This is a genomic window from Candidatus Contubernalis alkalaceticus (assembly GCF_022558445.1).
Lineage (GTDB): Bacteria > Bacillota > Dethiobacteria > SKNC01 > SKNC01 > Contubernalis > Contubernalis alkaliaceticus.
The window spans coordinates 31,854-45,563 of the sequence record NZ_CP054699.1 but is presented as its reverse complement, the minus strand read 5'-3'; the positions used below and the strand labels follow the sequence as shown (position 1 = coordinate 45,563).

At 40.2% G+C, this 13,710-nt stretch carries 10 protein-coding genes and 4 tRNA genes; all 14 read right to left on the bottom strand.

The annotated features are described in order from the left end of the window. Positions 1-284 precede the first annotated feature (284 nt). Positions 285-374, bottom strand: a tRNA-Ser gene (locus HUE98_RS00190). 76 nt (positions 375-450) lie between these two features. Continuing rightward, positions 451-900 carry a tRNA adenosine(34) deaminase TadA gene (gene tadA / locus HUE98_RS00185; protein ID WP_241421904.1) on the bottom strand — a complete coding sequence of 150 codons (450 nt, stop codon included), beginning with the start codon at positions 898-900 and terminating at the stop codon, positions 451-453. Between the two features lie 259 nt (positions 901-1,159). Further along, positions 1,160-3,091: a PAS domain-containing hybrid sensor histidine kinase/response regulator gene (locus HUE98_RS00180; protein ID WP_241421903.1), complete on the bottom strand. Its 1,932-nt coding sequence runs from the start codon at positions 3,089-3,091 to the stop codon at positions 1,160-1,162. A gap of 491 nt (positions 3,092-3,582) precedes the next feature. Beyond that, positions 3,583-4,074, bottom strand: coding sequence for a YajQ family cyclic di-GMP-binding protein (locus HUE98_RS00175; protein WP_241421902.1), 492 nt, complete (start codon positions 4,072-4,074; stop codon positions 3,583-3,585). Between the two features lie 170 nt (positions 4,075-4,244). Then, positions 4,245-4,982 carry an REP-associated tyrosine transposase gene (locus HUE98_RS00170; RefSeq protein WP_241421901.1) on the bottom strand — a complete coding sequence of 246 codons (738 nt, stop codon included), beginning with the start codon at positions 4,980-4,982 and terminating at the stop codon, positions 4,245-4,247. Between the two features lie 124 nt (positions 4,983-5,106). After that, a complete protein-coding gene (locus tag HUE98_RS00165) occupies positions 5,107-6,711 on the bottom strand; it encodes an ABC transporter permease (RefSeq protein ID WP_241421900.1) in 1,605 nt (534 codons plus the stop codon). Then, on the bottom strand, positions 6,711-7,604 hold the full coding sequence (locus HUE98_RS00160) for an ABC transporter ATP-binding protein (RefSeq protein ID WP_241421899.1): 894 nt from the start codon (positions 7,602-7,604) through the stop codon (positions 6,711-6,713). The genes HUE98_RS00165 and HUE98_RS00160 overlap by 1 nt, the downstream gene beginning before the upstream one ends. 3 nt (positions 7,605-7,607) lie before the next feature. Beyond that, positions 7,608-8,195 carry a TetR/AcrR family transcriptional regulator gene (locus HUE98_RS00155; protein WP_318036529.1) on the bottom strand — a complete coding sequence of 196 codons (588 nt, stop codon included), beginning with the start codon at positions 8,193-8,195 and terminating at the stop codon, positions 7,608-7,610. Between the two features lie 637 nt (positions 8,196-8,832). Then, positions 8,833-8,909: transfer RNA gene (locus HUE98_RS00150), tRNA-Arg, on the bottom strand. A gap of 35 nt (positions 8,910-8,944) precedes the next feature. Continuing rightward, a tRNA-Ser gene (locus tag HUE98_RS00145) sits at positions 8,945-9,039 on the bottom strand. 20 nt (positions 9,040-9,059) lie between these two features. After that, a tRNA-Ser gene (locus tag HUE98_RS00140) sits at positions 9,060-9,146 on the bottom strand. Positions 9,147-9,302: 156 nt separating this feature from the next. Further along, complete coding sequence (locus HUE98_RS00135; protein ID WP_241421897.1) at positions 9,303-10,292, bottom strand: alpha/beta fold hydrolase; 990 nt, start codon at positions 10,290-10,292, stop codon at positions 9,303-9,305. Positions 10,293-10,427: 135 nt separating this feature from the next. After that, complete coding sequence (gene serS, locus HUE98_RS00130; RefSeq protein ID WP_241421896.1) at positions 10,428-11,726, bottom strand: serine--tRNA ligase; 1,299 nt, start codon at positions 11,724-11,726, stop codon at positions 10,428-10,430. A 164-nt stretch (positions 11,727-11,890) separates the two neighbouring features. Continuing rightward, the gene (gene argS / locus HUE98_RS00125) at positions 11,891-13,600 is read right to left on the bottom strand and encodes an arginine--tRNA ligase (RefSeq protein ID WP_241421895.1); all 1,710 of its coding nucleotides are present in this window, start codon (positions 13,598-13,600) and stop codon (positions 11,891-11,893) included. Between the last annotated feature and the right edge of the window lie 110 nt (positions 13,601-13,710).

Genomic DNA, 13,710 nt, shown 5'->3' with positions numbered 1-13,710 from the left:
TTAGAGCCTGATTGATAAAAGGGTTCCGCACACCAAATAAATTGGTCAGAAGATTGGACTATAAAAACCCATGCTTTAATGCAATTTCATTGAGGCCAGCTTCTCGTTGATTTCTATTATTGTCAAGATATTATTGTATTAATCCCCTTTATTCTATCACATATACTCAAACAATTTATACCATAATCGTCCATCTATCATAGATATCCCTCTAAGACGCTAAACTTTTCTGAAACACAAATGAAAAAGCACAAAAGCTTTACCTTGCTAAAGTGCTCATAAAATGGCGGAGAGGAAGGGATTTGAACCCCCGAACGGCGTTAACCGTTACTCGATTTCGAGTCGAGCGCCTTCAGCCTCTCGGCCACCTCTCCACAATTATTAATATAAATTTCAGGAATCATGTTGAATCTTTGGTTTATTTCAATATAATTGAAAATATGCTTGGAGCTATTTTCTCCGCTCTTTAAAAAACCGCTGCATAATTTCAGCACAGGAATCTTTTAGAATTCCTTCTTCTATTTCCAGGCAGTGGTTAAAACGGTTATCCTGCACCAGATTATAAAGGGAACCACAAACCCCGGCTTTGACATCCCTTGCACCAAAAACCAGCTTTCCCACCCGGGCCTGAATCAAAGCACCGGCACACATAGGACAGGGCTCTATGGTAACATAGAGTGTCGTCCCGGCCAGTCTCCAGGAGTTAAAAATCTGAGAGGCCTTTTGAATAACCAGGATTTCTGCATGGGCTGTAGGGTCTCTTCTTTCTTCTTTCAGATTGTGAGCCCTAACAATAACCTGGCCATCTTTCACCAAAACCGCACCAATAGGTACCTCTCCCTTTTCAAAAGCATTTTGGGCTTCTTCCAGAGCTGCCCTCATAAAATATTCATGGAGCATTTCTAAAACCTCATTTAATTTATTCTATCGATAATTGTTTCACTTTTCCCTAATTATTCATTCTACATGATAAAACTAATTTGTCAACGTTTGCTCGTCACGTCATAAAAAAAGCCGCTATAAGAGATAAGCAGCACCTAATTTTTTCCTACAGTTGATAATTAGTATCTGAACCATAATTTATACTTCCCAATTCTTAATATTATCCTCTTGCCTCAAAAAATCCAGACAGTATCCCGTGGGTTTTTCTCTAAACCTATTAAATAAAATCATCTCTTACGCTGTACTTTTTGCTTAATACTTTTTCCAGCTCTTTAGATAGTGCCTCCATTTTATAAGGTTTAGAAACCATGCCGTCAAATCCATACTCAATATAATTAGAAATGACCGGGTCATTATAATATCCACTGGAAACAATGGCTTTAACATCAGGATCTAAGCTGCGTAATTTTTTAATAGCTTTTTCGCCCCCCATACCGCATGGAATCGTTAAATCCATAATTACCACATCAAAGGGATTTTTAGAAAGCTTTGCCTCCTTATATTTTCTAATTGCTTCCCTTCCATCCCGAGCAAAGCCTGGCCGATATCCTAAATATCTTAACATTTCTCCCGCTATCTCCCTAATTGAATCTTCATCATCCATTACTAAAACTTTACCTTCCCCTTGAATGAGCTTTTCTTCTTTTTTCATTAATACTCCAGGATCACCCTCCAAAGCAGGAAGAAACATAAAAAATGTTGTCCCCAAACCTTCTTCAGACTTCATGCTTATTAAACCATCGTGCTGCCTCAATATAGAAAAACATATGGATAGGCCAAGTCCGGTTCCATTCTGCTTGGTAGTAAAAAAGGGATCAAATATTTTGTTCTTAATATCTTCCGGAATTCCTATCCCCTGGTCTTTAATAGTTATTTTTACGTGCTTTCCCTGGGGTAGAGGAGCCGGTGTCACACTGTCCTTGTCAATGACAATATTTTCTGCGCTAATAAAAATCTTGCCCCCTTCAGGCATAGCTTGATAAGCATTCTCAATTAAGTGTTCAAACACCTGACCCATCTGTCCTTCGTCCACCTTTGTTAGAAAAAGCCCCTTTGAAAAAGAATAAATAAATTCCACACCGTGATCTGTAGAGATTGAAGAGATTACCTTATTAATAACTTTAGATATGCAGGTCACTTTTCTTATGGGCTCTCCTCCCTTAGCAAAAGTTTGAAGTCGATTAGTTAAATCTTTAGCCCTGTAGACTGCCTGCTCAATATCATCTAGTCTTTGGTACATTTTACTGCTCTGTTTTTCACTTATCTTTGAGAGGGAAACGTTTCCCAATATTATTGCTAATATATTATTAAAATCATGGGAAATCTTGCCGGCAAATAGACTTATCCCCTCCAGTTTACTGGCCTTTTTAAGTTCTTCAGCCATCTTTTTTCGCTCTGTATTGTCCCGAATCACCGCATATATGGCAGTATTCCCTTCATAATTAAAGGGAACTAAAACGGTTTCCACCTCTATAACCCGCCCATCTGTACAAACGTACTTTTCTTCAATAAATTCACTGCACCGTCCCCCAGCAATGTCATTGATGTAATTTTGCCGATATTCTGGATGGACAAAATCTAAAAAATCCCTACCAATCAATTCATCCATACTTTCAAGGCTCAACAGCTTAGCCGCTGCCAGGTTGCCAAAAATAATTACTCCTTGAACATAAATAATAATAGCAGTAGGAGCAAACTCAACAACCTGCTGAAGAAGTTCCCTTTGCATCTTCTGTGGTGTTTGCTTCAACAACTTTTCTTCTGGAGCATTAATAAATGTATAGTGAACCGTAATTAAATTGCCTTTTTCATCTTTTATCCCTTTGGCAGTAATGTTGGCCAGAATTTTTGAATCGTCTTTTTTAACCACCTTAAGAACGCCGGTAACAACATCCTCAGTACCTGATAGAGTCTTATAAAATTCACTTAGGTCTTTTACAGAGCCAATATCAACAAAATCATCCAAACATTCCCCATACACTTCATTATATTTGTAACCATATGTTTTTAACCACATAGAATTTACCTGAGTAATACACCGATTTTCGTCGGTTGATTGAAAACATATAGGTGCCTCTTCATAAAAATTCCTATAATATTCTCCATCTGTACATAGTTCATCCTTAAAAAACTTATTTTGTGCTAACAACTACAGCTACCTCCCCTGATAAATATTATCTATACACCATTGTACAATTTTTGAACCAGTTTTTATCTTTCTACACGGACAGCTTCTATTCCTTGTTAAAATATGTAAGGTTCTGTCGAAGCCAAAAATATTTGTTTATTTTTATATAATTTCTAACAATAAAAATAACCCTTCTTATCACAGCAGCCGGCTTAGAACATGTAAACCTGAACATTTTCTTCCTGAATATTTCCATTATATCAGATATTAGGAAAAACTTGAACATAAGTTCGAACTTTTCTTATCTTTTTTTCTTTTTTTCTTTTCATAGAAAATAAGCCCTTTGCTTTTATCCCTTTACGCGGTAAGGGACAGCCCCTTCGTAGTGAACTATATAAAACAGAATATTTACAGATAAAAGTACAAAAAAATGTCCTTACCTATCGGCAAGTAACATTTTAAGAGTGATTAATGTTGCGGCAGAGCCCCTGTTTCAAACAATTTTATCGAATTTATCGATAATTAATAAATTGCAGATCTAACTGATAATTTTGTTCTTTTAAAAAAACAATCACTGCCTGCAGGTCATCCCTTTTTTTCCCAGATACACGAAGCTGATCGTCCATAATTTGCACCTGAACCTTCAGCTTTAAGCCCTTAATATCTTTAACCATTTTTCTTGCCGTCTCTGATTCAATGCCCTGTTTAAGCCTTATAAACTGGCGAACAAGGCCCCCGCTGGCATCTTCCACCTTACCATAATCCAGGTTTCTAATGGGTACCTTTCGACGGATCATTTTGGTCTGAAGAACGTCAATAACACTTCTTAGTTTATTTTCACTGTCAGAGATAATTTTGATGGTTTCATCTTCAACACTTACGGTGGATTTGCTATTTTTGAAGTCATACCTCTGTTGAATTTCCTTCGTAGTCTGGTTAACAGCGTTATCAACTTCCTGCATGTCTATCTTAGAAACTACATCAAAAGATTCATCTTTAGCCATAAAAACTCTCCTTACGCTTTATTAAGGCATTACTGCCACATTATTATTCTACCTGAATCAGGCAGTTTTTACTATATCATATTAGCGGTTGAGTTGAAAGCAATTTTAAACAAGGGCCAAGAAGAGCCAAGATCCAAGGGGACGTTTTGTTTGCCATTACTTAAAATCACTTAAATTTTGTCTAGTATGCCTCTTCCTATTTTTAGTATTCTTGATAATTGTCTATTACTTGCTCCAGTAGTTTCTTTTATGCTTTTAAGTATGTTATTTCTAGAGGCTATATCTAAAGTATGCAATAAAGATTTATCGACTAATAAAGATATTGTTTCTTCTAATTCTTCATCAGTATATCTTTTTTTTGGATTGTACTTTAAACATTGATCCTCTGTTTCTTCTAACGTAAAAGCTATAAAACCTTGTATACCCTTGAAATAGTTTAATGCAAATGTAGTATTAATTAATGTGTCTTTGTTGATATATGCATTATAACTGCTCCACTTATAGTCTTCTATTTTTTCTACCAAACCTGCTTTTATCGGATTCTGATGAATATATCGCAATACTACAAGAAAATATTCGTCTGTATTTACTGGTTCACTTTTAAATCGATTTTGAAAAAGATGTCCTGTTCTGCCATTTTTTATATTATGGTATTGTGCATATCCCACAGTTATTCTACGAACTACATCGCCTACCTCTTCTGTTTCTACCTTGAGTAACATATGTACATGATTTGGCATTAAACAATATGCAAATACTGTAAATGCTGTCTTTTCCTTTGCTTTCTTAATATACTCGGTAAATTTTTCATAGTCTGAGTCTTTTAAAAAAATATTCCTTTTATCTATCCCTCTGAGCATAATATGATATATCCCTGTTTCACTTTTTTCTCTTGCTGTTCTAGCCATATTTATCACCCATTTTTATCCTATCATATCTCTAAGCATTTGGCAAACAAAACGTCCCCTTGGCTCCTTGGCTCTTGGCAAAACGTCCCCTTGGCCCTTGCCTGCCGCTGGACATATAAAGTTACTATCCTTCTATATCCCGCTTATTGTATCCTAAAAATCCAATCAATGTTAAGACTATAGCCAGAATAGTTAAACCGATAACTTTGGTTAAATCCATTTCTTCCACTGGCAATTTCGGGATATTACCGAAAGGTGATACCACTGCCAACCATTCTGGAATTTGAAGTAACCCACCCATATATACCACAAAAAATGAATAGCCTAAATACAGCCATGTTAAGCCTGTTCTTTTGGGCAAAAAACCAATTAGAAATACCGCGATTCCAATCATTACCCAAATGGCTGGCAAATAGATCATGCCCGCATTAAATATCATGCCAAAAGAAACAGGATCCTCCATTACTGCTGCCCCAGCAGACCACATACCTGTTACAGCAAGAAACAGCATAACAAAACCGGCCACAAAAGAAATTGCTAAATAGCCGCTCATTAATTTTGTTCTGGACACAGCTCTCGCCAGTAAATGTTCCGTGCGATTCTTATTTTCCTCTCCTTTAAGCCGAAGAATTATGATCAAAACTGGAATCGCGCCAACCATGGAAATAACCGCCATCAACATGGGCAAAAATTGTTCCGTTAATGAAAATCCTTCCGCAAATATTAACATCTCTTTTATCAGTTCCATACTTTCGAAATAAGATTCCAGATCACCCAATACCGATCCATAAGATGCACCTAAAACAAACATGCCCACCGCCCAGGCAATAAACACTGTAAGCTGAAGTCTCATTGCAAGGCCAAGGGGACTTTTTAGAAAGGCTGAAGCGGTTTTTCTGCCCGGCTTTGTCGGTATAAATCCGGCTTCCAGGTCACGGATAGAGTTTAAGTAAAAGGCCACAGCCAGAACAGCAAAAGCGGCTGCTATGGTCAGTAATACTGGCCACCAAATATTATTTACATAAACTTCAGAGCGTGTAATCCAGCCAAGAGGTGATAACCAGGAGAGGGTTTCATTACCCACATCACCAATCCCCCGAATTAGATAGGCAAAGCCCAAAAAAGCAAAAGAATATCCCATGGTACCCCGGGAACTGTCGGAAAGCTGTGCAAACAAAGCTGTTACAGCAGCAAAAATAAATCCTGCTGCCCCCAGTGCAGCTCCGTATAGCAGGGAACCCTGTAAGTCTAAAGTTTCAATACCTGACCCATACAGGCCAAAACCAACAATTAATGCTAACAGCACATTGGTTCCCAACATTACCAGGGCCGAGGCAGCTAAATTGGAAAGCCGCCCCACCGGGAGAGAACGAATCATTTCAATTCGGCCGCTTTCTTCATCTCCCCGGGTATGACGGGCAACAAGTAAAATGCTCATAATTGCCACAACTAAAGCAGTGAACAACATCATTTGATGTCCCATAATCGCTCCAAAGGTATAGTTATCCAATCCATACCCTGGCCCAAACATTGCGGTAACGGCGGGATTTCTCATGGTTTCAGCCATCACAAGTCGATCCTGTGCCGTTGGAACCAGCTCTGTATAGGCAAATGCAATAAGTATAGTAAGCAAAGTAATAGAAATTAACCAAACGGGAATGCCAATACGGTCCCGGCGTAATATGAAACGGGCATATCTCCCCGCATTAAAGGTTAGTTTTTTTAGCATTATTTGGCACCTCCAGCTCCCTCATAGTGAAGCATAAATAAATCCTCTAATGTAGGTGGAGCACTTTCTAATCTTAAAATTTGAAATTGACTTATAAACTTAATAACATTGCCCAATTCTTCAGTATCAACCTGGAACGAAAGGGCTTGATCCTTCTCTTTAATATCATGAACCCCTTTTACTGCACTTAAAGAATCTATTGTATGTTTTGTTTCAACAAGCACACCCGTTCTGGTTAAATGACGCATCTCTGATAACGTGCCTGATTCAATAATTTGACCCTGGCGAATAATGCTGACCTTGTCACATAATCTGTCCACTTCAGACAATATATGACTGGAAAGAAAGACACTTTTCCCTTTATTTTTAACCTCCATGACACATTCCTGAAACACTTTTTCCATCAAGGGATCAAGGCCCGATGATGGTTCATCTAAAATATAGAGATCTGCATCCGATGCAAAAGCAGCAACCAACGCAACTTTTTGCCTGTTGCCCTTTGAATAGGTTCCACATTTTTTTGCCGGGTCCAAATGGAACTTTGAAATGAGTTCCTCCCGACGGCTTTTGTTACTGGAACCCCTAAGCTTCACAAATAAATCGATAACCTCACCACCGGTGAGATTAGACCACAAGTTTACCTCTCCGGGGACATATGCTATCCGCTTATGAATTTCAACTGCATCCTGCCACGCATCCCTGCCAAATATTGCTACCTGACCCTCGGTTGCTTTTAAGATACCCAACATTACTCGAATCGCAGTAGTTTTGCCCGCTCCATTAGGGCCTATAAAACCATACACTTCCCCTTGGTTCACTTCAAGGTTAACTTTATCAAGGGCAGTTAATTTGCCAAACGTCTTCGTAAGGTTAGTTATTTTTAAAACTGTCATTATTTAAACCTCCAATTTATAAAATATCTTCTTCAATACGGCCAGATAGTCATAAAACTCCTCCCAGTAAGGATCATAGTCAATTGAAGTTAGTTTCTGACCCTTGAGGCGAACAATGAGCTCCCTTTCGTAGCCTTCCAATGACCATTGAATCAGCTTACATGTCAAATCTGGAGCCACATCATCTCTAAATAAAGACATATCAAGATTATTCAAACGTTTCGAGTCGGCCAGCTTTCTTACCTCAAAAAGTCGGGCTGTCAATCCGTCAGGTAATTCTACCTCTTCATTCACATAAAGTGACCCAAAAAAACTAAAAATAAAAGAATTCTCATTTAATGCTTTCATTTTTACTTGAGCTGCCTGTTTATATCTTTCAATAAAGTCTGGTTCACTTTCATCTAATTGATTTAAATACTTATCGATAACAAAATTTATGCCATAATCAATTAAATAATGAAAAAGCTCTTCTTTACTTTTAAAATAGTAAAAAAGCATTCCTTTGCCAATACCAGCATCCTTTACAATTCGATTTGTTGAAGCCTGTTTATAACCCTGCTCAGCAAATTCTTTATATGCAGCGTTTAAAATTCTCTTTTGTTTAGTTGGCTCTAGGTTTAAAAATCTTTCTGTGATAGGGCATCACTTCCTAACTTTTTATAGACCACTATGGTCTATTCTAATATAACATAATTAGATCACTATGGTCAAGAGAGGGAGCCAGGGGAGCCAAGGCCAAGGGGACGTTTTGTTTGCCATGTGTTGAGGGGGAGCCAAGGGACGTTTTATTTGCCATGTGTTGAGGGGGAGCCAAGGGACGTTTTATTTGCCATGTGTTGAGGGGGAGCCAAGGGACGTTTTATTTGAGATTAAATAAAATCCCTTAAATTTTGCCTAGTATGCTCTTCCTGTTTTTAGCATTATTGATAATTGTTTTATTACTTGCTTCAGTGATCCTATTTGATGCACAACGAGGATCTTAAATATCGCACTGATGGGTATATCGGAAGACAATAAACACTTAAGGATGGCAAACAAAACGTCCCCTTGGCTCACCGAAGATAATAAACACTTAAGGGCTTGGCAAACAAAACGTCCCCTTGGCCCCCTTGGCCCCCTTGGCTTATCTTGGCTCTCCTTGGTTCTCTTGGATACTTTACAAACTCAAATATAGCTTATAACAAAAAACCGCGAGATGTTGAAACTCCCGTGGTTACTTGTTTTAAAGTGGCGCGCCCGGCAGGACTTGAACCTGCGACCTCCTGATTCGTAGTCAGTTACTCTATCCGGCTGAGCTACGGGCGCTTGTTTATTAATTTATTAATATATAAAAACTATAATGGCGGAGAGAGTGGGATTCGAACCCACGATACGAGTTTTGGCCCGTATAATCGCTTAGCAGGCGACCGCCTTCGGCCGACTCGGCCATCTCTCCGCAAAAATTATTGTCACTAATGGCGGAGGGGGTGGGATTCGAACCCACGGCTCTTTCGAGTCACTGGTTTTCAAGACCAGCTCCTTAAACCGCTCGGACACCCCTCCCGACGCGAATTTTAGTATAACATATTGAAGGTCTTAAAGTCAATATCAACCCCGGGAAAACTCAGCGCTGACGCATGAAATTATATTGCTATATTTACAAAAGTAACTTTGCCTTTACGCTCAACCATATCTTATAATAGAGGTTAATATTAATATTTATGCTTCTGGGTTAATTCGCTGTAGGAAATCCAAAAGAAACCTGTTAAATTCATTGACATGAGTTTCCATGGGACAGTGTGCCGCTTCAGGAATAATCACCAGCTCTGACCAGGGCAGGTCTCCAGCCAGCCTTTCCCCCTGCATCAGGGGAACCCAGGAATCATTCTCTCCCCAAATAATAATTGCCTCCTGTTTAACTTCTCCTAAACGTTCAGCCAAATTTACAGCCATATCTACCGTTGTTCCTGTATTCAGCTCCACCATTGTAATTTCAGTCCCTTTTATGGTTAAGGGAAGGTAATATCCTTCTACTTCATCAGGGGAAGGAGTGCGTCCATAGGCCGAAGCTAGAAGATCTTCCGTCCCCTCTGGTGATAAAAGGCCTCTGTTTACCAAAAGCGCCAACCACCTTTGGGCCGGGGGAAATTGTAATAGCCCCAGGAGGAACCGAAGTGGCGGCGGATATACAGCACCGCAAACCAACACCAGGGAGCTGAATTTTTCAGGCTGCTCCAAAGCCATGGCAGTCGCCACTCCACCCCCCATGGAATGCCCTACCAGGTGCCATATGCTGTTCTCTTCAATGGAATCTATTAAATACAAAAGCTGCTCTACCCATCTCTGGGAGTCAGCTGAACCTGGACCCCTCTCACTCAAACCGAAACCCGGCAGATCCACTGCCATTACCTGGTATCCCTCCTCCACCAACGGCATAACATTATGCCTCCAGCTAAAGGTTGAGCCCCCTAAGCCGTGCACCAGCAGCACATTCCCCCGGGGATCCAGGGTAGGCTTCCACAGCCGGTAATGTATATTAACCCCATCAACCATTAAGAAATTACTGTTTTCATAAGCAATTTCTTCCGCAGATACCTGCTGCTCCGGAATTCCCAAAGGGATAACATAAGGTAAAAGGCTAAAAAAGACCAGGACAAATAATAAAAACAATAATATTTTTTTGCCTGTTGAGTTTCTTTTTTTAGACATTCTTATTCTCCAATTTCTTATCCTATTGGTGAATCTCCCCAACTCACATATTTAGTGCACCTGAGTCTATCATATTAGAAAAAAAATATTTCTTTTTCAGATCACTTAAGCAAAGTGTTATTAAATAGTAGTATCTTACCCTTTTGGCCTCTTTATTGGGTAAATCTTCCCCCCCTCCAGCCGGGGAAAGTAAGGAAGTAATACTTCAGGTATTCGGATACTTCCATCCTCATCTTGATAATTTTCTAAAATAGCCGCCGTGGTGCGTCCTACCGCTACCCCGGAACCGTTCAAAGTATGTACGTATTGAGCCTTGGCTTTGGGCCCTGGACGAAAACGAATATTTGCCCGACGGGCCTGAAAATCCCGAAAGTTACTACAAGAGGAAATCTCCCGGTAGGTATCGTAGGCCGGCATCCATACCTCAATATCATATTTTTTAGCTGCCGCAAATCCTAAATCTCCGGTGCACATATCTACTACCCGATAGGGCAGCTGCAGCATCTGCAAAACCTTTTCCGCATCTCTAACTAACTTTTCTAATTCCTCAGGCGAATTCTCTGGTTGAACAAACTTTACAAGCTCCACCTTGTTAAACTGGTGCTGACGAATCAACCCCCGGGTATCTCTGCCGTGGGCTCCAGCCTCTGCCCGGAAGCAGGCGCTGTAAGCGACAAAATATTTTGGCAGGTCCTGAGCTGTGAGAATCTCATCCCGGAATAAATTGGTTACCGGCACCTCCGCCGTAGGAATCAGGTAATAATCGCTGTTTTCTACTCTGAAAGCATCCTCTTCAAATTTAGGCAGCTGCCCTGTTCCGATCATGCTGTCCCGGTGCACCATAAAGGGTGGAAACACCTCGGTGTACCCGTGTTCCCGGGTATGAAGGTCCAGCATAAAATTAAGGAGTGCTCTTTCCAACTGCGCTCCCAGGCCATAATACAGGGCAAAGCGTGATCCAGTGATTTTACCGGCCCTTTCAAAATCTATAATTCCTGCCTCCATCCCTAAATCCCAATGAGCTTTTGGCGAAAAATTAAACCGGGGTGGCTCCCCCCAGGTTCTAGCGGTAATATTGTCCTCCTCTACGGCCCCAATGGGCACGTTCTCATCTGGAATATTGGGTATATTCAAGAGGATAACATTGATTTCCTCTGAAACTTCCTTAAGCGAATCATCCAGGGCCTTAATCCTTTGATTCACTGTTTTCATTTCTTCAATCAAGCCCTGGGCATCTTCACCGCTCTTTTTTTTATGCCCCACCTCTTGAGAAACCACATTTCGCCGATTTTTTAATTGTTCCACCTCAAAGAGAATCTCTCTTCTCTGGTCATCCCTTTGAAGAAGGCCCTCCAGATCGGCGCTTTCACCCTTATTTACTACTGCCTGTCGAACCTGTTCAAGATTCTGACGGATAAACTTCAAATCCAACATCTAAATTTCCTCCTTTAGTCCCCAAGCCTTGCCATTTCATAAAAAGCCTCCGATTGCATGGGCAGGCAGCCCATGCTGTTACAAAAATGCATTACAGCTAATGGTGACATCCTCACAGGGTCAATAGACCCCAAGGATTCCCGCCGCTAATCCTAAAATAATAGTTACATCTCCGAAGGAGCTTTTATCCCTAAAAGATACAAACCATTAACCAGTATCTGTCTTACCCCATCAACCAACAAAAGTCGAGCTTCCCTAAGGCCATCTTCAGCGGTCAGCACCGGACAGCGATGATAAAAAATATTGAAATCCCTGGTAAGCTCTATCAGATAACGGGCTAATATTGAAGGTTTGTATATTTCCGCTGCTTTTTTAATGTTTTCACTAAACCGGGCCAATCCTAAAATCAGGTTCTGCTCCTCCTCTGTTTGTAAGAGTGAAAAGTTAATCTCATTTGAAATAGAGACTTTTTCCTTTCTTAAAATACTGCATATTCGAGCATGAGAATACTGAATATAAGGAGAGGTTTCTCCACTAAAATCTAACACTTTATCCCAATCAAAATCAATATCTTTAATGCGGTCATTGCTCAAGTCACCGAAAATAATGGCCCCGATACCAATCATTTCCGCCACCTGTTCTTTATTCTGCAGATTGGGGTTCTTTTCCTCAATAATCTGTTTCGCCAGCTCCACCGCTTTATCTATTACATCCTCCAAAAAAATAAGATTCCCCATACGGGTTGACATTTTACCTTCTTTAAATTTAATAAGGCCGAAGGGAACATGAACACACCTTTGAGCCCAAGGGAATTCCATCAGTTCCAAGACTTTAAAAAACTGTTGAAAGTGAAGTGATTGTGCAGCACCTACCACATATATCAAGCGGTGAAATTGATGCTTTTGGTAGCGATATATCGCTGCACAAAGATCCCTGGTAGCATAAAGGGTTGCTCCATCTTTTTTCCTTAAGAGGCAGGGGGGCATTCCGAAGGGCTCCAGGTCAACGATTAAAGCCCCTTCACTTTCCAGGGTCAGCTTGTGCTCCGTCAGATCATCTATGGTGGTTGACAGCATTTCATTATAGAAGCTCTCTCCCTGTTCTGCGTCAAAAGTAATATCCAACCGTTTATATATTCTGTTGAATTCCCTTAAACTAAGCTCACGGAAATTACTCCACAGATTTACCGCTTCTTCTTCCCCGTCCTCCAGTTTTTTAAACCATTTTCTCCCCTCCTCCTCCAGAAGGGGGTCCTCATCTGCTTCTTTATGGAATTTTACATATAATTCATACAGATAGGTTATTGGATCCTTCTTTATACTATCCTCACTGCCCCAGAGCCTGTAAGCCACCATCAACTTGCCAAACTGGGTTCCCCAGTCTCCTAAATGGTTAATTCCCACGCAGTTGTAACCCAGGGCCTTATACAGGCGGTACAGAGAACTACCGATAACCGTTGAGCGAAGGTGACCAATCCCAAAGGGTTTGGCAATATTGGGCGCTGAAAAATCTATCACCACATTTTTCCCTCGGCCCTCCTCACAATATCCGTATTTTTCTTTGCTATGAAAGATTCCCTGCAATGTCTCCTCTGCCAGCTTCTCTCTATCACAAAAAAAGTTCAGGTAAGGGCCAACACTTCTTACCTCTTTAATCCAGGATCCCCTCTCCATTTTTTCAGTCACTTTTTCCGAAAGAACGGCGGAAATCTCCTGGGGACTGCGCTTCCAAGCCTTGGACAGTATAAAACAAGGAAAGGAATAATTTCCCATTTTATGTTCGGGGGGTACAGCTATTTGCTGCTCCAATTCTTTTTCAGAAAGCTGTACTAGAGGTTTGAGTACCGCAATAATTTCCTTTTTAAAATTCTCCACAACTTTACCTCTTTTCCGGGATAAAATTTACCAGTTAATTATAACCAAATAATCAAGAGATATCAACTAAAGACACAGCTTTCCTATCTCTTTCTTAAATTCTTAAATTA

Excerpts from the sequence above, each read along its gene's own strand:
- HUE98_RS00170 (WP_241421901.1), bottom strand. The coding sequence starts at position 4,982 with ATGGCTAGAACAGCAAGAGAAAAAAGTGAAACAGGGATATATCATATT.
- tadA (WP_241421904.1), bottom strand. The coding sequence starts at position 900 with ATGCTCCATGAATATTTTATGAGGGCAGCTCTGGAAGAAGCCCAAAAT.
- serS (WP_241421896.1), bottom strand. The coding sequence starts at position 11,726 with ATGTTGGATTTGAAGTTTATCCGTCAGAATCTTGAACAGGTTCGACAG.
- HUE98_RS00175 (WP_241421902.1), bottom strand. The coding sequence starts at position 4,074 with ATGGCTAAAGATGAATCTTTTGATGTAGTTTCTAAGATAGACATGCAG.
- HUE98_RS00160 (WP_241421899.1), bottom strand. The coding sequence starts at position 7,604 with ATGACAGTTTTAAAAATAACTAACCTTACGAAGACGTTTGGCAAATTA.
- HUE98_RS00165 (WP_241421900.1), bottom strand. The coding sequence starts at position 6,711 with ATGCTAAAAAAACTAACCTTTAATGCGGGGAGATATGCCCGTTTCATA.
- HUE98_RS00135 (WP_241421897.1), bottom strand. The coding sequence starts at position 10,292 with ATGTCTAAAAAAAGAAACTCAACAGGCAAAAAAATATTATTGTTTTTA.